General features: G+C 66.3%; 23 protein-coding genes. 11 read left to right on the top strand and 12 right to left on the bottom strand.

The genetic code is table 11. The features are described from left to right. Positions 1-124 precede the first annotated feature (124 nt). The 9 genes from L8K25_RS03275 to L8K25_RS03235 all read right to left on the bottom strand — a co-directional run bounded on the left by L8K25_RS03275 (position 125) and on the right by L8K25_RS03235 (position 8,988). Positions 125-1,024 carry an SDR family NAD(P)-dependent oxidoreductase gene (locus tag L8K25_RS03275; protein WP_242137476.1) on the bottom strand — a complete coding sequence of 300 codons (900 nt, stop codon included), beginning with the start codon at positions 1,022-1,024 and terminating at the stop codon, positions 125-127. 187 nt (positions 1,025-1,211) lie between these two features. Further along, complete coding sequence (locus tag L8K25_RS03270) at positions 1,212-1,577, bottom strand: hypothetical protein (protein ID WP_242137475.1); 366 nt, start codon at positions 1,575-1,577, stop codon at positions 1,212-1,214. 81 nt (positions 1,578-1,658) lie between these two features. Beyond that, the gene (phoB, locus tag L8K25_RS03265; protein WP_010164457.1) at positions 1,659-2,351 is read right to left on the bottom strand and encodes a phosphate regulon transcriptional regulator PhoB; all 693 of its coding nucleotides are present in this window, start codon (positions 2,349-2,351) and stop codon (positions 1,659-1,661) included. Between the two features lie 13 nt (positions 2,352-2,364). Then, a complete protein-coding gene (phoU, locus tag L8K25_RS03260) occupies positions 2,365-3,069 on the bottom strand; it encodes a phosphate signaling complex protein PhoU (RefSeq protein ID WP_242137474.1) in 705 nt (234 codons plus the stop codon). 11 nt (positions 3,070-3,080) lie between these two features. Next, the gene (gene pstB, locus L8K25_RS03255; protein WP_242137473.1) at positions 3,081-3,851 is read right to left on the bottom strand and encodes a phosphate ABC transporter ATP-binding protein PstB; all 771 of its coding nucleotides are present in this window, start codon (positions 3,849-3,851) and stop codon (positions 3,081-3,083) included. Further along, entirely contained in the window at positions 3,848-5,146 is a 1,299-nt protein-coding gene (pstA, locus tag L8K25_RS03250) for a phosphate ABC transporter permease PstA (protein WP_242137472.1), read from the bottom strand. Before pstA ends, pstB begins: the two co-directional genes overlap by 4 nt. Then, a complete protein-coding gene (gene pstC / locus L8K25_RS03245; RefSeq protein WP_242137471.1) occupies positions 5,139-6,515 on the bottom strand; it encodes a phosphate ABC transporter permease subunit PstC in 1,377 nt (458 codons plus the stop codon). The genes pstA and pstC overlap by 8 nt, the downstream gene beginning before the upstream one ends. Before the next feature lie 34 nt (positions 6,516-6,549). Continuing rightward, positions 6,550-7,626 (bottom strand): substrate-binding domain-containing protein, encoded by a 1,077-nt coding sequence (locus L8K25_RS03240; protein WP_242137470.1) that lies wholly within the window; start codon positions 7,624-7,626, stop codon positions 6,550-6,552. Positions 7,627-7,755: 129 nt separating this feature from the next. Continuing rightward, entirely contained in the window at positions 7,756-8,988 is a 1,233-nt protein-coding gene (locus L8K25_RS03235; protein ID WP_242137469.1) for an ATP-binding protein, read from the bottom strand. A 125-nt stretch (positions 8,989-9,113) separates the two neighbouring features. Here L8K25_RS03235 and L8K25_RS03230 point away from each other — a divergent pair, with 125 nt between their 5' ends. The 4 genes from L8K25_RS03230 to L8K25_RS03215 are packed head-to-tail and all read left to right on the top strand — an operon-like array spanning position 9,114 to position 11,666. After that, positions 9,114-9,506, top strand: coding sequence for a hypothetical protein (locus tag L8K25_RS03230; RefSeq protein ID WP_242137468.1), 393 nt, complete (start codon positions 9,114-9,116; stop codon positions 9,504-9,506). Between the two features lie 5 nt (positions 9,507-9,511). After that, positions 9,512-9,808 carry an HPr-rel-A system PqqD family peptide chaperone gene (locus L8K25_RS03225; RefSeq protein WP_242137467.1) on the top strand — a complete coding sequence of 99 codons (297 nt, stop codon included), beginning with the start codon at positions 9,512-9,514 and terminating at the stop codon, positions 9,806-9,808. A 2-nt stretch (positions 9,809-9,810) separates the two neighbouring features. Next, entirely contained in the window at positions 9,811-10,671 is an 861-nt protein-coding gene (locus L8K25_RS03220) for an HprK-related kinase A (RefSeq protein ID WP_242137466.1), read from the top strand. Beyond that, on the top strand, positions 10,668-11,666 hold the full coding sequence (locus tag L8K25_RS03215) for a nucleotidyltransferase family protein (RefSeq protein WP_242137887.1): 999 nt from the start codon (positions 10,668-10,670) through the stop codon (positions 11,664-11,666). The genes L8K25_RS03220 and L8K25_RS03215 overlap by 4 nt, the downstream gene beginning before the upstream one ends. Here L8K25_RS03215 and L8K25_RS03210 read toward each other — a convergent pair. Further along, positions 11,658-12,332: an HAD-IA family hydrolase gene (locus L8K25_RS03210; protein WP_242137465.1), complete on the bottom strand. Its 675-nt coding sequence runs from the start codon at positions 12,330-12,332 to the stop codon at positions 11,658-11,660. The genes L8K25_RS03215 and L8K25_RS03210 overlap by 9 nt on opposite strands. Positions 12,333-12,393: 61 nt before the next feature. On the opposite strand from L8K25_RS03210, the gene glmU reads away from it, so the two are divergent. The 7 genes from glmU to L8K25_RS03175 all read left to right on the top strand — a co-directional run bounded on the left by glmU (position 12,394) and on the right by L8K25_RS03175 (position 21,039). Further along, positions 12,394-13,743: a bifunctional UDP-N-acetylglucosamine diphosphorylase/glucosamine-1-phosphate N-acetyltransferase GlmU gene (gene glmU / locus L8K25_RS03205; protein WP_242137464.1), complete on the top strand. Its 1,350-nt coding sequence runs from the start codon at positions 12,394-12,396 to the stop codon at positions 13,741-13,743. A gap of 22 nt (positions 13,744-13,765) precedes the next feature. Continuing rightward, a complete protein-coding gene (locus L8K25_RS03200) occupies positions 13,766-14,149 on the top strand; it encodes a ribbon-helix-helix domain-containing protein (protein ID WP_242137463.1) in 384 nt (127 codons plus the stop codon). Next, positions 14,146-14,511 (top strand): type II toxin-antitoxin system VapC family toxin, encoded by a 366-nt coding sequence (locus tag L8K25_RS03195; protein ID WP_242137462.1) that lies wholly within the window; start codon positions 14,146-14,148, stop codon positions 14,509-14,511. Before L8K25_RS03200 ends, L8K25_RS03195 begins: the two co-directional genes overlap by 4 nt. A gap of 15 nt (positions 14,512-14,526) precedes the next feature. Continuing rightward, complete coding sequence (gene glmS / locus L8K25_RS03190; RefSeq protein ID WP_242137461.1) at positions 14,527-16,350, top strand: glutamine--fructose-6-phosphate transaminase (isomerizing); 1,824 nt, start codon at positions 14,527-14,529, stop codon at positions 16,348-16,350. After that, positions 16,347-17,255 (top strand): ROK family protein, encoded by a 909-nt coding sequence (locus L8K25_RS03185; protein ID WP_242137460.1) that lies wholly within the window; start codon positions 16,347-16,349, stop codon positions 17,253-17,255. Before glmS ends, L8K25_RS03185 begins: the two co-directional genes overlap by 4 nt. 62 nt (positions 17,256-17,317) lie before the next feature. Then, entirely contained in the window at positions 17,318-19,237 is a 1,920-nt protein-coding gene (locus L8K25_RS03180) for a GGDEF and EAL domain-containing protein (RefSeq protein ID WP_242137459.1), read from the top strand. Next, entirely contained in the window at positions 19,234-21,039 is a 1,806-nt protein-coding gene (locus L8K25_RS03175; RefSeq protein ID WP_242137458.1) for an ATP-binding protein, read from the top strand. Before L8K25_RS03180 ends, L8K25_RS03175 begins: the two co-directional genes overlap by 4 nt. A 10-nt stretch (positions 21,040-21,049) precedes the next feature. Here the strand turns inward: L8K25_RS03175 and L8K25_RS03170 are convergent, their stop codons facing one another. Both L8K25_RS03170 and L8K25_RS03165 read right to left on the bottom strand, forming a co-directional pair. After that, positions 21,050-21,517 carry a vgr related protein gene (locus L8K25_RS03170; protein WP_242137457.1) on the bottom strand — a complete coding sequence of 156 codons (468 nt, stop codon included), beginning with the start codon at positions 21,515-21,517 and terminating at the stop codon, positions 21,050-21,052. A 9-nt stretch (positions 21,518-21,526) separates the two neighbouring features. Further along, entirely contained in the window at positions 21,527-21,967 is a 441-nt protein-coding gene (locus tag L8K25_RS03165) for a copper chaperone PCu(A)C (protein WP_242137456.1), read from the bottom strand. Positions 21,968-22,092 lie beyond the last annotated feature (125 nt).

Genomic DNA, 22,092 nt, shown 5'->3' with positions numbered 1-22,092 from the left:
GCGTTGTGTAAGCCCTTCGACTTCGCTCAGGGCGAACGGGGGAGGGGCTGCCTACCACCACATTCCGTTCGGACCGAGCGAAGTCGAAGCGGGCGCCTGACGCCAGCTTCGACCCCAAGGCGAATCAGCCGCCCTGCAACTTCTTCAGAATGCTCATCGACTGTTCCGCGCCGTTCTGCGGCGTCAGTTCGCCGGTGCGATCGGTAATCTCGGCCCAGTGCGCCGCGATGCCTTCAGGCGACAGATCGTCCCCGGTCAGCAGCTTGCCCTGCGTGAGCGTCACGTACGCCGCCTGGAACACGCCCGCGCCAGCGCCGACGATCATGTTGGTCGGCGCCTCTTCCGACACCAGATACAACGCGGCGGGTGCGACCTTCTCGGGTGCGAAGGCGGCGAACGCCTCGGCGGGGAACAGGTCCTCGGTCATCCGCGTGCCCGCGGTCGGCGCGATCGTGTTGACCTTGATGTTGTTCTTCGCCCCCTCGATCGCGAGCGTCTTGGTCAGCCCGGCAAGTCCGAGCTTGGCCGCGCCGTAATTCGCCTGGCCGAAATTGCCATACAGCCCGGTCGACGACGCAGTCATCAGGAGGCGCCCGTAATTCTGCGCGCGCATCGTGTCCCACACCGCCTTGGTGACGTTGGCCGATCCGTTGAGGTGGACGTCAATCACGAACTTGAAATCGGCGGGCTCCATCTTGGCGAAGCTCTTGTCGCGCAGGACGCCCGCATTGTTGATGACGATATGGACGCCGCCCCAGGCTTCCTTGGCCTTGGCGACCATCTCGACCATCTGCTCATATTCGGTGACGCTGCCGCCGTTCGACATCGCGGTACCGCCGGCTGCCTCGATCTCCTCGACGACCTTCAGCGCGGCGTCGCTGTGCCCGGTACCGTCGCGCGAGCCACCGAGATCATTGACCACGACCTTCGCGCCCCGCTTCGCGAGTTCGAGCGCATAGGCGCGACCCAGGCCGCCGCCGGCGCCGGTGACGATCGCGATCTTATCATCGAAACGGATGGACATGGGGGAGCTCCTCTACTGTGGTTCGAGCGCGTCCTAGGCGTTTGCACGGGGCGTGCAAGAGCACGAAGCGCCCCGGTTCCGGTCGATGCGGCCCGACCCGCGTCCACAAAAATGCCGACGTAGCGACTTTCCGCTACGTCGGCCTTTGTTAGCTAGAGGCGGCGGCGCCAACGCGCCGCCGACGCTATTATTTGTGCTTGCGACGCATCGTGTGCTTGCGCGCGCCGCCGTTACCGCGCTTGTCGATGCACTGGTCCTTCACGGTGCTCGAGCAGGCCGGATAGTCTGCGGTTGCCGGCATCGGTGCTGCGGCGGCGGGAGCTGCCATCGGCGGCTGGCCACCGGCGGGTGCCATGGCCGGGCCACCGGCTGGGGCGCCCATCGCCGGATCGGCTGCCGGCGCTGCGGGCGCGGGCTGCTGCATCGCCGGGTCGCCGGCGGGCTGAGCCGGAGCCGGCTGCTGCATCGACGTGTCGGGGGTTGCGGGAGCGGTCTGCGCGAGGGCAGGCATGGAAACTGCAGCGGCGAGTGCCGCGAACATCATGATCTTCATATAGGATCTCCTACGAACGGGCAGCATTGTGTGCTGCACGGGCGGATGAACGCGCGTGTAGCGGCATGGCTCCCAAAATTCTTACGCTCCCGAATCGAGTGCGTAGCCCGCCGAGCGAACGGTGCGAATGATATCGGGACGATCGCCGCGGTTGATCGCCTTGCGCAGTCGGCGGATATGGACGTCGACCGTGCGGCTTTCGATGTCGCTGTCATGCCCCCACACCGCATCCAGCAGCCGCTCGCGCGAGAAGACCCAGCCGGGATGCTCGAGGAAGTGCTTCAGCAGGCGGAACTCCGTCGGCCCGAGCGGGATGACTTCGCCCGAACGCCGGACCTTGTGGCCGACCGTGTCCATCTCGATGTCCGAATAGGTCAGCTGCTCGCCCGCCAGCGCGGGGCGCACGCGCCGCAGCACCGCGCCGACCCGCGCGACGAGTTCGCGCGGCGAGAAGGGCTTGGTGACATAATCGTCCGCGCCGGTCTCGAGCCCGCGCACGCGATCCTCCTCCTCGCCGCGCGCGGTGAGCATGATGATGGGGACGTTCGCGGTCTCCGGCATGCGGCGCAGGCGGCGGCATACCTCGATCCCCGACAGGCCCTCGACCATCCAGTCGAGCAGGACGATGTCGGGCGTATTCTCCTTGGCGAGCAGCAAGGCTTCCTCGCCATCGGGCGTCTGCGCGATCTCGAAATCCTCGCGCTTGAAGTGCCACACCAGCAACTCGGCCAATGCCGCGTCGTCTTCCACCAGCAACATTTTAGCACGAGCCATGGCGATCACTCCTTCAAGCGGTCGGCGTTAAATGGGACATTGGTCCACGGTCGCGTTCGACCATGTGCGTGCCGGTCGCCGCAAAATACACCATTTCGGCAACGTTCGTCGCGTGATCGCCGACCCGTTCGAGGTTCTTGGCAATGAACAGCAATTGCGCGACCTGACCGATCGTCTTGGGGTTTTCCATCATGTGCGTGACGAGCACGCGGAACAGGCTGTTGTAGAAATCGTCGACCTGCCGGTCACGCGCGCAGACCTCGACCGCGGCGGCGGCATCGCGCGCGGCGAAGGCGTCGAGCGCGTCGTGGACCATCTGCACCGCGAGCACGGACATGGCGGGGAGGACCGACAGTGGCTCGATCTCGCCGTGGCTTTCGATCGTGGGAACCCGCTTGGCGATGTTCTTGGCATAATCGCCGATCCGCTCGACCACGCCCGCGATCTTGAGCGCGGCGACGACTTCGCGCAGATCGTCCGCGAGCGGCGCGCGCAGCGCGATGATCCGCACCGCGAGCTGCTCGACCTCGATCTCGAGCGCGTCGATGCGCTTGTCGCCGTCGATGATCGCGCGCGCGCCTTCCAGGTCGTGCAGGCGCAGCGCTTCCATCGCGGCGCCGATCGCCTGTTCGGCAAGGCCGCCCATCTGCGCGATCAGGCCGCGCAACTGGCCGATTTCAGCGTCGAAGGCTTTGATCGTATGTTCGTTGGTGGGCATGGCGTCCTGTCTCAGCCGTAGCGGCCGGTGATGTAATCCTTGGTGCGTTCCTGCCGCGGATTGGTGAAGATGTCCGAGGTCGCGCCATATTCGACGAGCGTCCCGAGATGGAAGAACGCGGTCCGCTGCGACACGCGCGCGGCCTGCTGCATGTTGTGCGTGACGATCACGATCGCGTAGCGGCCGTTGAGTTCGTGGATCAACTCCTCGATCTTGGCGGTGGCGATCGGGTCGAGCGCGGAGCACGGTTCGTCCATCAGGATCACCTCGGGGTCGACTGCGATCGCGCGCGCGATGCACAACCGCTGCTGCTGGCCGCCCGACAAGGCGGTGCCGCTGTCGCTCAGCCGATCCTTGACCTCGTCCCACAGGCCGGCCCGACGGAGCGATTGTTCGACGATCTCCGCCAATTGGGCCTTGTTGGCAGCGAGGCCGTGGATGCGCGGGCCATAAGCGACGTTCTCGAAAATCGTCTTCGGAAAAGGGTTCGGTTTCTGGAAGACCATGCCGACCCGCGCGCGCAGCTGTACCACGTCCATCGCGGGGTCATAGATGTCCTCGCCATCCAGCGTGATGTCGCCCTCGACCCGCGCGCTGGGGATCGTGTCGTTCATCCGGTTGAGCGTGCGCAGGAAGGTCGATTTGCCGCAGCCGGACGGACCGATCAGCGACGTGACGTAGCGCTGGTCGAAATTGAGCGACACATCGTCGATCGCTTTCTTGGCTCCGTAATAGACGCTGACCCGTTTTGCGCAGATCTTGTGTTGGTTTGGAATGCTCACCAGCGGGTCTCGAATTTGTTGCGGAGGTAGATGGCGAAGCCGTTCATCGCGAGCAGGAAGACGAGCAGCACGATGATCGCCGCGCTGGTCTTCTCGACGAAGCCACGGTCGATCTGGTCGGACCACAGGAAGATCTGGACCGGCAGCACGGTCGACGGATCGGTCAGCCGGGCGGGCGGCGCGGAGATGAACGCGCGCATCCCGATCATCAGCAACGGCGCGGTCTCGCCGAGCGCGCGCGCCATGCCGATGATCGTGCCGGTCAGGATGCCGGGCAGCGCGAGCGGCAGCACGTGGTGGAACACGACCTGCACCGGGCTCGCGCCGACGCCGAACGCGGCATCGCGGATCGACGGGGGCACGCCCTTGATCGCATTGCGCCCGGCGATGACGATGACGGGCATCGTCATCAGCGCGAGCGTCAGCCCGCCGACGATCGTCGCCGAGCGCGGCAGGCCGAACGTGCCGAGGAACACCGCGAGACCGAGCAGCCCGAAGATGATCGAGGGCACCGCCGCGAGATTGTTGATCGAGACCTCGATCAGGTCGGTCCAGCGGTTCCGCGGCGCATATTCCTCGAGATACAGCGCGGACAGGACACCGACCGGGAAGGCGATCAGCAGCGTCACGATCATCGTGAAGATGGACCCCTTGAGCGCGCCCCATATCCCGGCGCGGGTCGGGTCGTTCGAATCCGAAGCGGTCAGGAAGGGAAGGTTGAACCCGGTCGAGATCGCGTGCTGCGCCTTTAGATGGGCAACGGTAGCCTCGTCGGCGGGCGCGCCTTCGCGTTTGGCGGCGATGTCGATCGGGTCGCTTGCAGGGACCCAGACGATGCTGCGGCCCCCGAGTATCGCCGGATCACGCTTGATCGCGGCGCGCACCGACAGCCATGCGCCGTCCGACAACATCTTGGGCCCGTCCTTGCCGAACGCAGCGGTCGCGGCGGCGGCGGTGACACCCTCGACCCCGGCGCTGGCAAGCGCGAGATCGGCGCCTGGGCCCTTCAGATGCGCCGGATCAAGCGCGAGGCCAGCCTGTGGGAAGTCGATCGGCAAGGCAATCTGCGTCTGCAGGAACCCGCTCGCACCGTTATAGACCATGGTCACGAGCAGCACCGCAAGGAACCCCGCCGACAGCACGACCGCGGCAAGCCCCAGCAACCGGAAGCGGCGCTCGGCGGCGTAGCGCTGGCGGATCCGGCGCTGCATCGATTGCGTCCGCCAGTCGGTGGGCGCGCGCTCCGGTGGCTCGGCGGGGCCGACCGGTACCTGGGCGACGAGGGTTTCACTCATAAGCTTCACGGTACCGTTTGACGACCGTCAGGGCGACAATGTTGAGCAACAGGGTGATGACGAACAGCGTTAGCCCGAGCGCGAAGGCGGCCAGCGTCTTCGGGCTATCGAACTCGGCCTCGCCGGTCAGCAGGTCGACGATCTGCTTGGTGACGGTGGTCGCGCTGGCGAACGGGTTGAGCGTCAGCGTGGCCACGCCCGAGGCGGCCATGACCACGATCATCGTCTCGCCGATCGCGCGCGACACTGCGAGCAGCACGCCGCCGACGACGCCCGGAAGGGCTGCGGGCAGCAACACGCGGCGGATCGTCTCGGAGGATGTCGCGCCCATTGCAAGGCTGCCGTCGCGCATCGCTCCCGGGACCGCGGCGAGCGAATCGTCTGCCATCGACGAGACGAACGGGATGATCATCACCCCCATCACCAGTCCCGCAGCGAGCGCGCTTTCGGAACTCGCCCAGGTAATCCCGATCGACACTGCGAAGTCGCGGACCGCCGGCGCCACCGTGAGCGCGGCGAAATACCCGTAGACGACGGTCGGCACGCCGGCGAGCACCTCGAGGATCGGTTTCATCCAGCGACGCGCCGAGGCAGACGCATATTGCGTGAGATAGACCGCGCTCATCAGGCCGAACGGGATCGCCACGACCATCGCGATGACCGCGCCGATCAGGAACGTCCCCCAGAACAGCGGGACCGCGCCGAGCGTCGCGCCCGGGTCGGCCGGGTCGATTACCTGCGGGCTCCAATGCGTGCCGAACAGGAAATCGGTGATCGGCACGACTTCGAAGAAGCGCCACGATTCGAACAGCAGGGACGCGACGATCCCCATGGTCGTCAGGATCGCGATGAGCGATGCGCATAACAGCGCGCCCATCACGACGAACTCGATCTTGGTCCGCGCCCGAAAATCGGGGCGGACGCGGGTGAAGGCGAAGCCACCGGTGGCAAAGGCGAGCAACAGGGCGACCGCGGTGCCGATCCAGTCGATCCGCGTCTGCGCGGTCGCATAGGCAGGCGCGAGCTTCTGCGACAATGGGTTGAACGCGCCGAAACTGCGGCCCGCGGCAAGGCTGCGCGCCTCCGACAGGATCGCTGCCCGGTCGAACCCGGGCGCCGGCAATCGCGCCGCGGCAGGGTCGTGGAGCACGCTGTTGGTGACGAGCGCGGGCGAGGTTGCCGCCCACACAGCCAGAAACAATGCCGCGGGCACGATCGTGCACAGCGCGACATAACCGCCGAAGTGCGAGGGCAGGGAACTGAACCGCGCGGTGCTGCCACGCCGGAAGGCGACGGCGCGCATCCGCGCCGTCAGCCAGCCGATCAGCCCAAGCCCGGCAATCACCAGGAAAAGCGCAAAGAAGGACACTAGGTCAGGCTCGTTTTAAGGCAGGAGGAACGGGTCAGAGCAGCTTCGACGGATTGAGCAGCGTCTCGTTCTTGACGATCTCCGCGCTCCGCTTGCGCACGTCCTCCGGTGCTGCGATCAGCCCCTTGGCGACGAGCGGGCCGTTCGGATCCCACGACTTGACGTAGAGCGCGAGGAATTCGCGCAGGCCCTTGATCGCGGTCAGGTGCGCAGCCTTCACGTAAAGGAACAGCGGCCGCGATCCCGGATAGGCCCCGCGCGCGATCGTCTCATAGGTCGGCTCGACGCCGTTGATCGGCACGCCGTTCAGCTTGTCCTTGTTCTGCTCGAGATAGGAATAGCCAAAGATGCCGACCGCATTCGGGTTGGACTGGAGCTTCTGGACGATCAGATTGTCGTTCTCGCCCGCATCGACATAAGCGCCGTCCTCGCGGATCGCGGTGCAGCCCTTGGCGTAGGCGGCGTGATCCTTGTCCTTGATGTCGGCCATCTTGGGGTTGATCGCATCGCAACCGCGCGCGAGGATCAGCTCGGCCAGTGCATCACGGGTGCCGCTGGTCGACGGCGGGCCATAGACCTGGATCGGCACCGCCGGCAGCGCCGGATTGACGTCCTTCCATGTCTTGGCGGTGTTGGGCTGGCCATTCGGCGTCGCGGCGAGCGCGCGGTACAGGTCGACCGCGGTCAGCTGGAGTTTAGGGCCGCTCTTGGATTCGGCGAAGGCAATGCCATCGAGACCGATCTGGACCTCGATGATCCGGGATACGCCGTTGTCGACGCACGTCTTGTACTCGCTCGCCTTGATCCGGCGCGAGGCGTCCTCGATGTCGGGATGCGCGGCGCCGATGCCAGCGCAGAACAGCTTCATCCCGCCGCCGGTGCCGGTCGATTCGATCGCCGGAGCCTTGGTGCCCGGCGTGCTGTTGACGAGCTGCTCGGCCACCATCGTGGTAAAGGGAAATACGGTAGAGGAGCCAACCACGGTGATATGGTCGCGCGACCCGGCGCCACCGCCGTTGGCCTGATCCTGGCATGCCGCCAATGTCACGGCCGCAGATGCGGCAACCAGCGTGCCCAAGGCCTTGACGACTTTCGCGTTTTTCCGGTTCATGGAATCTCCCCTTGGGCCGTGGACTCGGATGTCAAAGCTGTGGCCCCCGGAGTCGCTTACCATCCTCACCCACGTGCCTCTGTGACGTTGTCGTTACCGTTTGATGACACTGTCCGGGGAAATCGCGCGTCAGGACAAGGGCGGGGTGGCCTTGTCGTGCGGCGGCAGCATCAGCGTGACGGTGGTACCCTTGCCCACCGTACTGGCAACGTCGAAGCGGCCACGATGGCGTTCGACGATGTGTTTGACGATCGCCAGGCCGAGGCCGGTTCCGCCTGCCGCGCGGCTGCGGCCCGGGTCTACGCGGTAGAAGCGCTCGGTCAGGCGGGGGATATGCTCGGGGGCGATACCCTCGCCCTCGTCGGCCACGCTGATCCGTACCATACCCACGCGATCGCGCCAGAGCTTGACCGTCACCGGCGTGCCGACCCGGCCATATTTCATCGCATTGCCGATGAGGTTGTGCAGCACCTGGCTGAGCTGGGCGCGATCCCCCGCGACCGTAGGAACGCCGAGGTCGAGATCGGTGACGATATCGTTGCTGCGGACGTTCTGGGCGTCCAGCAATTCCGAGCGCACCTCGCCAACCAGTTCGCTGAGATCGACCGCCCGGTCGGGAAGGCGATACTTTTCCGCTTCGATCCGGCTGAGCGAAATCAGGTCCTCGACCAGCCGTTGCATCCGCCGCGCCTCGTCGAACATGATTTTCAGAAAACGGCCGCGGACCTGGGCATCTTCGCCCGCCTTGTCGTCGCCGAGCGTCTCGATATAGCCGAGGATCGACGCAAGCGGGGTACGCAATTCGTGGCTGGCGTTGGCGACGAAGTCGACCCGCATCCGCTCGGCCGCATGATTGCCGGTGCGGTCGATCAGGTGAACGACGCGTTGGCCGCTCGCCGTACTGCCGACATGCATTTCCCAATGCTGATCCAGTGCCCCGAGCCCGACCAGGTTTGTCGGGCCTTGCGGCATGCCCGCGATCGGACTGGCGAGGCGTTCGGCGGCGCCGGGATGTCGGATCGCGATCCGCACGTCTTCTCCGACGATATGCTTGCCGAGCAGGCCGAGCGCCGCCGTATTGGCATGGGCCACGCGGCCTTCAGAGACGATCAGCACGGGACCGACGATGGCTTCGATCACTTCCTGCAGATTTGGTTCGGGGGCAGGGGCAGCCACTTCGACCGGGCGCGGCGTCTCGATCGGCTGATCGCCGGTCCCGGTTGCGGTGAGCGCGGCCGCGACCCCCCCGACCAGCGCGATGATCGCGGCCTGGAGGTTCCATTCGAGCAAGAAGACCGCGATCGCCGCGATGACGACGAGCCCGATGGCGATGACCGTGCGAGATCCGAACCCTTGCAACATGGTCGCCGCCTTAGCCGGTGTTCGCGACGCGCGGAAGCCGACACTGTGCCGGGACGAGACGCCAATGCCGCTTGATGCAGCCCCCGCGCTTGCCAGTGAATCGCGAATGTGAAAGGGCGATGATCATGAACGACGATACCCCCGATGTCCCGGCGGCCACGCGGCGGCGCGCGCTGATGCTTGGTGCGGTGTCAGCGGCGGCAGTGGTTTCGATCCGCCCCGCGCTCGCCGCAACGGTGGCGTCGATCTCGACCTGCGAGATTCCGGTGCCGGACGCCGGGCGGGCTGGAAGCTATATCGCGGCCGACGGCAGTACCGTACCGGCCGGAACACAGGGGGCATTCGCGCCACCGGGCCGCCCGTTCAAGGGTGAGGACGTTCGTACGGCGCTTGCCGGGGGGCAGTTGCCAGGCACCAATTCCAGCCAGAGTCGCGCCTACACCAACTATATCCGGCGTCTGCAATCGGGGACGAGCGGCTTTACCTGCTTTGCGTCGTTGCAGATGCCGCGCGGCTGAGCCGCGTGAAGGAACCGGCCGAGCATCTCCTGTATCGTATGGCGCGGCCCGAGGCGCTTCGCATCGTCCAGCTGGATAGTTTTGCTGCGGTCTATCACCGTACGTCGGGCATCACGCACCTGCTTACCTCACCCGCGCCCGAACTCCTCGCCGCGCTGGGCGAGGCCGGGCTTACCGTGTCCGGATTGCATGCCAAGCTGCAGGGGCAATATGCGCTGGCGCAGGCGGATGCGGACGCGCTAGCGGCGCGGCTCGCCGAACTGGTCGCCTGCGGGCTGGTCGCCTGCGAACCGACGCGCTGAGCATGCGCCACGTCCTTTCCGTCCGCGTCGGGCCCGTCGGGTTTCGCATCGGGTCCGACTGGCGTGCGCCGATCGCTCAGCTCGAGCATATCTATGCCGGCTATCCCGCCCCGCACGGCGGCGTGGTCGACTTTTCGGTTCGGCTGTTCGCGGCCCGGCCGTGGCGGCGTTTCCTGCGCCCGGCCGTGATGATCGGCGGGGACTACGTCCTGCCGGAAGCAGCGCCGCTGCCCTTGGCGCAAGGCCTGCTGGCGGCGGAGATGGGGATGAACCTCCAGATGGCGCTCGGGCAACGGCGGTATCTGCTGCTGCATGCCGCGGTCGTCGAGCGCGAGGGGCGCGCGATCCTGCTGACGGGGGTTTCGGGATCTGGAAAGTCGACGCTTGCGGCGCTGCTGTCGCTGCGAGGGTGGCGACTGATGGCGGACGAGTTTGCGCTGATCGATCCCGCGACCGGGATGGTCCATGCGTTTCCCCGGCCGATCAGCCTGAAGAACGCCGGGATCGCCGCGCTTTCCGCTGAAGTTCCGGCGCGGCGGCTCGGGCCGTTGCTGACCAATACGCCGAAGGGCTCGATCCGCCATCTGGTTGCTGACGCGGCGACCATCGCCGCGATGGACCGACCCGCGCGCCCGGTCGCCATCTTCTTCCCGAGCTTCGGCTTTTCACGCGCGGAGCGGGACGTGGCGCCAAGCGAAGTGTTCGTCCGATTGACCCAGGCCTCGACCAACTATGTCGCGCTGGGAGAGCGCGGGTTCGATGCCCTTACGGCGCTGGTCAAGGCGTTGCCCGCGCGTGCCATCGATTACCCCCACACCGAGTGCGCCGTCGAACAGGTGGAGGCGGCGTGGGCCGCGCTATGAACGGCTGGCTGCTCGCGCGCGTCCTGCGGGACCCCGACTGTGTTGCGTGCTTCGACGCAGAGGACTGGAACGCGGTAATCGCGATCGCGCGCGCCGAACAGATGATCGGTACGCTGTCGTTTCGATTGGAAGGGGTCGCCGTTCCGGCCCAGGTCGCGCGAATCCTCGACGATGCGCGGACGTCCGCCGTCCAGGGGCAGATCGTCGCCCTGTGGGAAGCCGAAGCGGCACGGCGGGTGTTGGCGCTGGTCGGGGAGCGGCTGGTGCTGCTCAAGGGTACGGCCTTCGCGGCCGCCGGGATGCGCGCCGGGATCGGACGGTCGATTGGCGATCTGGACATATTGGTGCCGCGCGACCGCATCGCCGTGGTCGAGGCGGCCTTGCTCGCGGCCGGATGGGAATGGGTCAAGCCGGACCCCTATGACCATGCCTATTATCGGCAGTGGATGCACGAGTTGCCGCCCCTGATCCACCGCGAGCGCGATCGAATGATCGACGTGCACCACACGATCCTCCCTACGACGGCACGGATCAAACCGGATCCGGCGGCATTGCTTGCGGATGCGGTCGAGCTAGCTCCGGGCATCTCTGGTTTGTGTCCCAACGACATGCTCGTCCATGCGGCGGCGCATCTGTTTGCCGATGGGGATTTGGCGGGTGGGATGCGCAATCTCTGGGACGTGCAGTGCCTGGTGGGCCAGTTCGGCACACATGGGTTGGCGGCCAGAGCGTCCCATCATGGGCTTAGCCGCGAAGTCGCGCGGGCGTTACGATTGGCCGAAGCCTTGTATGGCGATGCCAAGCGGGTGACCCTGATCGACCGGCTGTATTTGTTCCGCATCACCGCGCGGGACGGTTGGGGCCGCCCCGGCCGTCCGGTGACCCGCATGGCGTTCTATGTCCGGTCGCACTGGCTGCGGATGCCGCCCGGCCTGCTCGCGCGCCATCTGTGGACTAAATGGCGCAAGGGCGGCACCGGGCCGGGGTCAGGCTGAGAGCTGCTCCAGCGTCGGGATCAATTGATCGAAGGAGTCGATTACCGCGTCGGCGCCCATTTGCTCGACCGGTTCCAGCAGAAAGCCGAAGCTGACGGCGATACCCGGAATTTCGGCATTTTGCGCGGCCATGATGTCGTAGATCGAATCGCCGACGAACGCCGCGCGTCCCCCTCCGGAACGCACGATCATCGCGTCGATCGGCGCGCGGTTGGGCTTGGAGAGACCGGGGCCCAGCGTATCGCCGCCGATGATGCAGGCGAAGCGATCGATCAGGCCCAGGTCGGTCAGCAGCCGCGTGGCGAAGGATTCGAACTTGTTGGTGCAAACCGCGACCGTGATCCCGCGCGCCGCCAAGGCGTCCAGCGCCTCGACTGCCCCCGGAAAGGGCCGCGTATGGACCGACAGATGCTCGCCATAGTAATCGAGCATCCGCTTGTAGAGTGGGCGGAACGCCTCGGCCTCGATGCCACCGGTGGCTTCCAGCCCCTGCGTCAGCATGTGCTTGGCGCCGCCGCCGACCATCGTCTTGACTTGCGCCACGCTGAGGGGCGCGCGACCGACCGAGGCGAGCGTGTCGTTGACCGCGGCGGTCAGGTCGCCGCTGCTGTCGACCAGCGTTCCATCAAGGTCGAAACCCACGATATCGAATGAATTCTTGCTCATGTCGGTGTGACTGACAGGGTTGTTCTGGAAATGGCAAGAGTCTCGTGGCAGGGCACGCGGCATGAACCGTCCCGTAGCCGCAATCGTCCTTGCCGCCGGCAAGGGCACCCGCATGAAAAGCGACCTGCACAAGGTCCTCCACCCGATCGCCGGGCGGTCGATGCTGCTCCATCTCGTCGACAGTATCGCGGCACTCGATCCCGCCAGGACCGTCGTCGTCACGGGTGCGGGCCGCGAACAGGTCGAGTCGGCGGTCACACCGCTGGGAATCGCGACCGCTTTGCAGGCCGAGCAGCTCGGTACCGGCCATGCGGTGGCGCAGGCCGAGGCGGCGCTGGCCGGGTTCGAGGGCGATGTGCTGATCCTGTATGGCGACGTGCCGCTGGTTTCGACCGCGACGATGCGCGCGATGCTCGATCGGCTCAACGCCGCGGACGCACCCGCGACGGTCGTGCTGGGTTTCCGGCCGGCCGATGCCGGTGCCTATGGCCGGATCATCGCGCACGACGGCGTGATCGAGAAGATGGTCGAGTATAAGGACGCAACCGCGGCGGAGCGCGCGGTCGACCTGTGCAACTCGGGATTGATGGCTGTGCGCAGCGCCGACCTGTTCGCGTTGCTCGCGCGCGTCGGGAACGACAATGCGGCGGGGGAATATTACTTGCCCGATATCGTCATGCTGGCCGCGGCCGATGGCCGCGCCTCCGCGGTGATCGAGACCAGCGCGGGTGAAGTGGCGGGCGTCAACAGCCGCGCCGAACTCGCCGCCGTCGAGGCGGATTGGCAGAGGCAGCGTCGCCTCCGCGCGATGGCGGACGGCGCAACGCTGATCGCGCCCGAAACCGTCTGGTTCGCGCACGATACGCGGATCGGTCGTGACGTCGTGATCGAGCCCAACGTGGTGTTCGGCCCGGGCGTGACGGTGGCGGACGGGGTCATGATCCATGCCTTCAGCCACATCGAGGGCGCGACGATCGGCGCGAAAGCCGAGGTTGGTCCGTTCGCCAGGCTTCGCCCCGGCGCGGTGATGGGGGAGAAGTCCAAGATCGGCAATTTCGTCGAAATGAAAAAGGCTGTGCTCGGCGCGGGCGCGAAGGCGAGCCATCTGACCTATCTCGGCGATGCCGAGGTCGGCGAAGGCGCGAACATCGGCGCGGGCACGATCACCTGCAATTACGACGGCTTCTTCAAGTACAAGACGGTGATCGGCGCAGGCGCGTTCATCGGGTCGAATTCGGCGCTGGTCGCCCCGGTGACGATCGGCGCGGGCGCGACCGTTGGCGCGGGATCGGTCATTACCGCCGATGTCGAGGCGGATTCGCTCGCACTGGTGCGGCCGCAGCAAGTCTCCAAATCCGGATGGGCCAAGCGCTTTCGCGACGTGATGACGGCGAAGAAAGCTGGCAAGTGATATCACGCGATGATATCTATCGATGATGGCTAGCAGGACCCTGGTTTCGCTCGGCGACGATCGCATTGCGCGGCTCGATCAAATCGCGGCAGAGCTCGGTCGGTCGCGCGCGGCGGTGATCCGTGACGCGGTCGATCGGCTGATCGCGAGCGACGCGGAAGAGGGGGATCGGCAACGCCGACGGACGGCGTTGCGCGCCGGCTTCGGGGCCTGGAAGGATCGCACCGACATTGGTGACGCCGTTGAATGGCAGCGGCGCGAACGCGCGAGCTGGACCCGTCCGTGGGACGACGATTACGAAGGCGTCAAAGCCGAGTTTCCCGATCTCTTCGACGCGGAAGATGATCGTCAGCGCGCGATCTATCGCGATCAGCTTCGGGGCGTGCAGCCGTCGCCAAAATCGTGAGCGCCATGTCGTTCGACAGCAATATCCTGATCGATGCCCTCAACGGCAACGGGTCCGCGCAGCGCGAGCTCGAATCGGTCGACGATCGGTGGATCAGTCGGCTGACGTGGATCGAGGTCATGTCCCGCGTTGACCCGATCACGATGCCGCGGACGAAATCGCTGCTGGAGGGGTTCCTGATCGATGAGCTCGATATTCCGATTGCGACACGCGCGGCGGAACTGCGCAACGAGCGTCGGCTGAAGCTTGCCGACTCGGTCATCCTCGCGTCAGCGCAGGTTCACGGACGCATCTTAGTGACCCGCAATACCAAGGACTTCCCAGCTGACATGCCGGGGATCCGCGTTCCCTACATCCTCTAAGGTCGAGACAATCACATGTGTGGCATCGTTGGCATCCTGAGCACCGAAGACGTCGCGGATCGTCTGCTCGACGGGCTCAAGCGGCTCGAATATCGCGGGTATGATTCCGCCGGCATCGCGACCGACTTCGACGGCGCGATCGAGCGGCGGCGCGCTTCGGGCAAGCTGATCAATCTCGCGAACGAACTCGCCGCGCATCCGCTGCCTGGCAAGACCGGGATCGCGCACACCCGCTGGGCAACGCATGGCGGGCCGACCACCAACAACGCGCATCCGCATGCGACCGGCGAAGTCGCGGTCGTCCACAACGGAATCATCGAGAACTTCAAGCCGCTCCGCGACGAACTGATCGCGCGCGGGCGCACCTTTACCAGCGAGACCGACACCGAAGTCGTCGCGCATCTGATCAGCGAGAAGGTCGAGGCCGGGCTCGGCCCGATCGAGGCGGTGCGCGAAATCCTCCCGCGGCTCCACGGCGCATTCGCGCTCGCGATCCTGTTCCGCCAGCATCCCGATCTGCTGATCGGCGCGCGGCTCGGCTCGCCGCTCGTTGTCGGGCATGGCGAGGGCGAGATGTACCTCGGATCGGACGCGCTCGCGCTCGCGCCGCTGACGCAGCGGATCGCCTATCTCGACGAGGGCGACTGGGTCGTGCTGACGCGCGACGGCGCGCAGGTCTATGACCGCGACAACACGCCCGTAGACCGCGCGATCACGATCTCGGGCGTGACCGGCGATCTCGTCTCCAAAGGCAACCACAAGCATTACATGCTCAAGGAGATTTACGAGCAGCCGATCGTCGTTGCACAGACGCTGCGCTCGTATCTCCAGCGGATGGAGGAGCGCGTCACGCTGCCGATCCCAGAGTTCGACCTGTCGACGATCAAGCGCGTGACGATCGTCGCGTGCGGCACCAGCTTCTACGCGGGCATGGTCGCCAAATACTGGTTCGAGCAGTTCGCGCGCGTGCCGGTCGACCTCGATGTCGCGTCCGAATTCCGCTACCGCGCGCCGGTGATGGAGGAGGGCGGTCTCGCGCTCTTCATCAGCCAGTCGGGCGAGACCGCCGACACGCTCGCGGCGCTGCGCCACGCCAAGGCCGAGGGCCAGACGATCGCGGTCGTCGTCAACGTGCCGACCAGCTCGATGGCGCGCGAGGCGGACATCCTGCTCCCGACCCACGCAGGCCCCGAGATCGGCGTGGCCTCGACCAAGGCGTTCACCTGCCAACTCGCGGTACTCGCCGCACTTGCCGCCAACCTCGCGCGGGCGAAGGGCAAGCTCAGCCCGGCGGAGGAGAAGATGATCGTCAAGCATCTCGCCGAAGCCCCCGCCGCGCTCAACGGCGCGCTCGCCTATGACGAGGCGATCGAGGCGATGGCGCATCATGTCGCGGTCGCACGCGACGTGCTCTATCTGGGGCGCGGCACCGACTATCCGCTCGCTCTCGAAGGCGCGCTGAAACTCAAGGAAATCAGCTACATCCACGCGGAAGGGTATGCCGCGGGCGAGATGAAGCACGGGCCGATCGCGCTGATCGACGAAAACGTGCCCGTGATCGTCATCGCGCCGTCGGGGCCGCTGTTCGACAAGACCGTGAGCAACATGCAGGAAGTCCAGGCGCGCGGCGGCAAGGTGGTGCTGATCTCGGATTACGACGGGATCCAGGCGGCTGGCGACGGCTGTCTCGCGACGATCACCATGCCAAAGGTCCACCCGCTGATCGCGCCGCTGGTCTATGCGGTGCCGGTGCAGTTGCTCGCGTACCATGTCGCGGTGATCAAGGGCACCGATGTCGACCAGCCGCGCAACCTTGCCAAGTCGGTGACGGTGGAATGAGCACGCCGTTGATCGCAGGGGTCGAGCTGGGCGGGACGAAGGTCATTTGCGTGCTCGCCAGCGGGCCCGACGACGTGCGCGACACGGTGACGATCCCGACCACCACGCCCGAGGAAACGCTGCGCGCGGTGGAAGCGGTCCTGGCAGGCTGGTCGGGTTACGAAGCGCTCGGCATCGCGAGCTTCGGGCCGGTTTCGCTCGATCCAGCGGACCCGACCCATGGTTTCATCACCGCGACGCCAAAGCCGGGCTGGTCGCACACCGATGTCGGCGCGCGGCTGGCGCGCGCGACCGGCGTTCCGACAGGGTTTGACAGCGACGTTGCTGGCGCCGCGCTCGGGGAGGGACGCTGGGGTGCGTCGCGGACCGTTGCCGACCACGCCTATGTCACCGTCGGTACCGGACTTGGGGTTGGGCTGGTGCTTGGCGGAACTCCGGTGACCGGTCTGACCCATTCCGAGCTGGGTCACATCCGGCCGGTACGGCTGGCGGGGGATTCCTGGGCGGGATCCTGTCCGTTCCACGGCGACTGCCTCGAGGGCCTGGCGTCGGGTACCGCGATCCGTGCGCGGACCGGGCGACCGGCTTCCGACCTTGCTATCGGTGACCCGGCTTGGGAGGGCGTCGCCCATGCCCTGGCGCAACTCTGCCACATGCTCGTGCTGACCGGGATCCCCCGCCGGATCGTGATGGGGGGCGGGGTGATGGTCGGGGTGCCGCACCTGTTCGGGATGATCCGCGAGCGATTGGTCGAGAGTCTGGCGGGCTATGTCAGCGCGCGCGGCCTGCTGCCGATCGAGGCATTCGTCGTCCCGGCCGAACTCGGCGGGATGGCGGGACCGCTCGGCGCGATCGAACTTGGCGTGCGCGCGCTGAGCAAAGGCTCATCCTTTAGATGTTGTTAACCTAGTTTGCATACCTTGTGGAAAGGGCGCATCGCGCCCTGTGCCCATAACGGTGGTGCCAAATGCGAATTCTGATCGTCGACGACGAACCGGCCATGCACGACAGCTACCGACGCAGTTTTGCGCCGGTGGGCGATGCCGTGGGGTCGGCGTTGGGCGCGATGGCCGCCGAGCTGTTCGGGACCGAATTTCCCGTACCGTCAGCAGAACCGCAGCGCATCTTCGACCTGACGCATCGACTGCAGGGGCTGGACGGGGTGGCCGCAGTGGCCAATGCGTTGCGGGATGACGCACCGTTCGCGGTCGCCTTCATCGACGTGCGCATGCCCCCCGGGATCGACGGCCGCGAAACCGCGGCGCGGATCCGTGCGCTCGACCCCGCGATCCATATCGTCATCGTGACCGGCTATTCCGACTTCGCGCCGATCGAGATCGCGCGGGTCGCCGGACCTGCGGACAAGATCTTCTACATCGCGAAGCCGTTCGAAGTCGCCGAGGTCCAGCAGATGGCGACCGCGCTGGTGCATCGCTGGGAAGGCGATCGCGAATTGACCGCCGCGCGCCGCACCCTGGCCGAGCAGGTCGTCCAGCTGCAGGAACAGGGGCACGAACTCGCCGCGAACGAAAGCCGCGCGATGCATCTGGCCAATCACGATTCCCTCACGGAAGCGCCCAACCGCCTCGCCTTTCGCCGGGCGCTGAGCGAACGCGCCAAGTCGGGCGCGCAATTTGCGGTAGCGATGGTCGATCTCGATCGGTTCAAGCTGGTCAACGATACGCTCGGCCATCTGGCGGGGGACGAACTGATCCGCGCAATGTGCGGCGTACTCCAGCGGTCCGTCCCGCCGGGCGGCATGGTCGCCCGACTGGGCGGGGACGAATTCGGCCTGCTGTTCGACACACCCGGCAGCGAAGCCGCCGAGGCCGATTGCGCGCGGATCGCCAAGGCCTGTGCATCGACCTTCAAGGTGCTCGGCCATTCGGTCCAGGGTGGCGCCTCGATCGGGTTGATCGCGACCGAACCGGGTGAAACGCGCGATCCGGTCGACTTGATGCGCCGGGCCGACCTTGCGCTCAACGATGCCAAGCGCGACGGGCGTGGGATCGTTCGCGTGTTCGACGACGGCATGGACGAAACGATCCGGATGCGGCGCGCGATCGAGACCGGGCTTTCGGGTGCGATCGCGCGCAACGAACTGAGCCTTGCCTATCAACCGATTGTCGGGCGCGAGCGGCTCGAGATCGTCGGCTTCGAGGCGCTGTTGCGCTGGAACACCGACGCGCACGGCCCGATCAGCCCCGACGTCTTCATCCCGATCGCCGAGGAATCGAACCTGATCCACGAGATCGGCGACTGGGTGCTTCGGGAATCGCTGAAGGTCCTCGCCGAATGGCCGACCCAATATGTCTCGGTCAATTTCTCCCCGCGACAATTCCGACGCCACAATTTCGTCGCGCGTCTGGTCGAAGACGTGCAGCGCGCCGGGGTGGATCCGACCCGCGTGCAGATCGAGATCACCGAGACGGCAATCTTCGACGATGCGGATCGCGCCGCCGACACGCTGTATAAATTGCGCCAGATGGGCTTCCGCATTGCGCTCGACGATTTCGGAACGGGCTATTCGAGCCTGTACAATATCCGCAAATTCGCGCTCGATTGCCTCAAGATCGATCGCAGCTTCATCGAAGGCATGGGCCGCGAGCGCGAGAGTGCCGCGATCGTCCAGTCGATCATCCACCTCGGCCGCGCCCTGGGCCTCGGCGTGATCGCGGAGGGCGTGGAAAGCGAGGCGCAGCTGCAGTCGCTCCGCGTGGCGGGATGCTCGCATATGCAGGGGTTCCTGTTCTCGCGCCCGGTGACCAAGGCGTTCGCACGGCAGATTGCGGTAACGCGATTCATGGTCGATGCCGATGATGGCCAACCCATGCTGCCGGAATATTCGGGCATTCCGATCCAGGTCGGCAGCGCCGATCCCGCATGAGACGACGCGCGGTCCGACGGGTGCGGCACCGCATCGGTCACGCGCTCCGGTCCCGTGCGCTCGCCGCCAAGCTCGTCGTGATCCTGACCGGCGTGGGTTTGGTCGGCGCCGTGGCGCTGATCGCGGTGCTCGCCAGCGTGATCGTGCCGAGCTTCAACGATCTCGAAGCGCGCTCGACCCAGGTCGAGGTGGAGCGGACCCGGTCTGCGCTGGAGACGATCGCGCGCCAAGTCGAGCTGAAGGCCCGCGATTATGCGGAGGATACGGCCCGCAGGCCGACCCCGGCCCATACGCAACGGTTGCTCGGCGAGCGCCAGGTCGATGGCGTATCGTGGATCGACGGTCAGGCCGATCGCGACACCGTCCATTGGCGCGCCGCTGATGGCAAAGCCCTGGAGCAGGCGTTTGCCAAGGCGCTGCCCCGCGCGGCGATCGACCGGGCAATCGGCTCGGCTCGGTCGGCGCATTTCTATGTGAAGATGGGTGACGTCCTGGCGGCCGTAGGCGTCGTGCGGGTCGCGGGTATGCGGGAGGACGATCCGCCGCGCTTTTTCGCGCTCGCCAGTCGTCTGTCAGGCCCGATGGTGTCGGAGGCATCGCATCTGCCGGTAAGGTTGGATCCTGCAGGGACGTCCGGCCGTGTCCGCATGGATAGCACGCGCACCACGCTGCGGATCGCGGTGCCGATCCGCGGGATCGACGGGCGTCCGGTCGCCAGCGCCGTGATCAACGTGCGCCGCGATTTCGCCGTGTTGGGGCAGCGCGTCCTGCTGCTGGCGGTGGCGGGATCGATCATTCTGCTGCTGCTCGTCTTGCTGGCGCTACGGCGGATGATCACCACGCTGGTGCTGCGCCCGCTCGCGCGGGTCGAGCGCCACATGCAGGCCGTACAGAGCTCGGGGGCGCTCGACCTGCTGTCCGATACGCCGCGTGACGACGAGATCGGATCGCTCGTCGCGAGCTTCAACGGTATGCTGCGACAGCAGCACGATTTGCGGCAGCAGTTGGAAATCCAGAACTTCGCGCTGGGCAAGAGCGAAAGCGCCATCGCCATGCTCCACAACGTCCGCAACGCGCTGACGCCCGTCAGCACCATCCTCAGCCGCGCCATCGTTCTGACGGCGCCAGTGGACCAGACGCTGGTTGAGCGCGCGGTTGCCGAGCTCGCGACTGCCGACATCGCGCCGGATCGCCGGTCCAAGTTGAGCGCCTTCGTTGCCGCAGCGGTCGCCGCGGAGACGGCGGACCGGAGCGAGCGCCAGCGCGAGCTGCAGGTCGCGCGGGATGCAATGGCGCATGTGCTGGAGATCATCGGTCAGCAGCAGCGCGCCGTGCACGAGCGGCCCGAGGTGGAAGCGTGCGACGTGACCGAGATCCTGGCGCGCAACGCCACGATCGCGCGGTACGCCGGCAGCGTATCGATCGCGGTCAGTTTCCCGGCACAGCCGTGCCTGGTGCTCGCGAACCGGGTCATTCTGAGCCAGGTGATCGGCAACCTCTTCGCCAATGCGGCGGACGCGATTGCGGCGCACGGGACAGGCAGCGGCAGTATCATCGTCACGATCGAGCGCGCCGGCGACATGGCGCGGATCGCGATCCGGGACGACGGCGAGGGGTTCGTCGTCGGCGCGGCCCCAAGCCTGTTCCAGCGCGGCTTTTCGACCCGGCGTCACAAGGTCGGTGGCCTTGGGTTGCACTGGTGCGCCAATGCGATGCTGGCGATGCAGGGACAATTGCGGCTCGACAGCGCCGGCCCCGAGCAGGGGGCGGTCGCGACGCTGACCCTGCATCTCGCGACCTAGCGGTCAACGCTCATTCCGGACGGAATGGCAGGATACTCTCGTAAGTCGCAAGCGGCAGCGCGCCGCGAATGAACCCGCCGCGCCGCAGCACGAAGGTATGCCGCACGATCTCCGCCTGCTGCTCGATCCCGTAGCGCTTGAGTGGCAGGCCGGGCCGGATCGCGTAATCGTACCGGCAGAACGGGTGCCGCACGAGGGGGAGGAACACCCCCCGCTGGGTCTGCCAGATATGCGTCATCTCGTGGATCAGCAGCCCCTGCGCATCGAGATTTTCGCATGCGAAATCGTCGCGGTACAGCGATCCCTTGGGATGGAAACAGATGCATCCGGTGGGTGCCATCACGGTCTCGCGCGGCTGGAAGAACGCCCATTTGCGCTGTGCGAGGCGGACCTTGGCATAATCGATCGCATCGCCGAACACGCCTTTCGCGAGCGTGATCTCGCCCTCGGTCAGCGTCCTTTTCTCGCCACGTGCCACGCGCCGCGCTCAGTCCTGGACGGTCGGCGCAGGCGCGCCGGGTGCGATCGTCGGGACGAGCGCATCGATCCGCCGACCATCCGAGAAGGTGAAGGTCAGCGTGATCGGTCGGCCCGGCTTGATCCCGGGGTTCATGTCGAACAGCATCAGATGCTTGCCGCCCGGTTTGAACGCGGTCGTCGACTTGGCCGGGATCGGCAGGTCGCCGAGCGGCTTCATCGTCGCCATGCCCCCGGCGGTCATCGATTCATGCAGCTCGCTCCTGACCGCGACCGGGCTGTTAACCGCGATCAGCGTGGTTGCCGCCGTCCCGCCGTGGATCGTGAAATAGCCCGCCGACGGGCGGCTCGGCATCGTTCCCAGCCGGACATAGCCGTGATCGACCTTGAGTTCGGGCGGCGACTGGCAGCCCGCAACCGACAGCCCGGCCAAAACCGCAAAAAACCGCACGTTCAAATCTTATCTCCCGCATTGGGAACCCAAAGGCGTCTCTAGGCGTGCGAAAATCTTGCGACAAGCAAAAGCCCCCCTATATCGCTGGAGTAACGGGTCGTGCCGCTCAGTTCGAGGGCACG

It is taken from the genome of Sphingomonas sp. TREG-RG-20F-R18-01, from assembly GCF_022662475.1.
In the GTDB taxonomy this organism is placed as follows: domain Bacteria; phylum Pseudomonadota; class Alphaproteobacteria; order Sphingomonadales; family Sphingomonadaceae; genus Sphingomonas.
Note: the sequence above shows the minus strand (reverse complement) of the source record. Positions and strands in the feature narration are given on the sequence as shown.

Bases quoted from the DNA above. Each gene is read 5' to 3' on its own strand.
- L8K25_RS03275 (WP_242137476.1), bottom strand. From the start codon at position 1,024: ATGTCCATCCGTTTCGATGATAAGATCGCGATCGTCACCGGCGCCGGC.
- L8K25_RS03270 (WP_242137475.1), bottom strand. From the start codon at position 1,577: ATGAAGATCATGATGTTCGCGGCACTCGCCGCTGCAGTTTCCATGCCT.
- phoB (WP_010164457.1), bottom strand. From the start codon at position 2,351: ATGGCTCGTGCTAAAATGTTGCTGGTGGAAGACGACGCGGCATTGGCC.
- phoU (WP_242137474.1), bottom strand. From the start codon at position 3,069: ATGCCCACCAACGAACATACGATCAAAGCCTTCGACGCTGAAATCGGC.
- pstA (WP_242137472.1), bottom strand. From the start codon at position 5,146: ATGAGTGAAACCCTCGTCGCCCAGGTACCGGTCGGCCCCGCCGAGCCA.
- L8K25_RS03240 (WP_242137470.1), bottom strand. From the start codon at position 7,626: ATGAACCGGAAAAACGCGAAAGTCGTCAAGGCCTTGGGCACGCTGGTT.
- L8K25_RS03235 (WP_242137469.1), bottom strand. From the start codon at position 8,988: ATGTTGCAAGGGTTCGGATCTCGCACGGTCATCGCCATCGGGCTCGTC.
- L8K25_RS03230 (WP_242137468.1), top strand. From the start codon at position 9,114: ATGAACGACGATACCCCCGATGTCCCGGCGGCCACGCGGCGGCGCGCG.
- L8K25_RS03220 (WP_242137466.1), top strand. From the start codon at position 9,811: ATGCGCCACGTCCTTTCCGTCCGCGTCGGGCCCGTCGGGTTTCGCATC.
- L8K25_RS03215 (WP_242137887.1), top strand. From the start codon at position 10,668: ATGAACGGCTGGCTGCTCGCGCGCGTCCTGCGGGACCCCGACTGTGTT.
- L8K25_RS03210 (WP_242137465.1), bottom strand. From the start codon at position 12,332: ATGAGCAAGAATTCATTCGATATCGTGGGTTTCGACCTTGATGGAACG.
- glmU (WP_242137464.1), top strand. From the start codon at position 12,394: ATGAACCGTCCCGTAGCCGCAATCGTCCTTGCCGCCGGCAAGGGCACC.
- L8K25_RS03200 (WP_242137463.1), top strand. From the start codon at position 13,766: ATGATGGCTAGCAGGACCCTGGTTTCGCTCGGCGACGATCGCATTGCG.
- glmS (WP_242137461.1), top strand. From the start codon at position 14,527: ATGTGTGGCATCGTTGGCATCCTGAGCACCGAAGACGTCGCGGATCGT.
- L8K25_RS03185 (WP_242137460.1), top strand. From the start codon at position 16,347: ATGAGCACGCCGTTGATCGCAGGGGTCGAGCTGGGCGGGACGAAGGTC.
- L8K25_RS03180 (WP_242137459.1), top strand. From the start codon at position 17,318: ATGCGAATTCTGATCGTCGACGACGAACCGGCCATGCACGACAGCTAC.
- L8K25_RS03175 (WP_242137458.1), top strand. From the start codon at position 19,234: ATGAGACGACGCGCGGTCCGACGGGTGCGGCACCGCATCGGTCACGCG.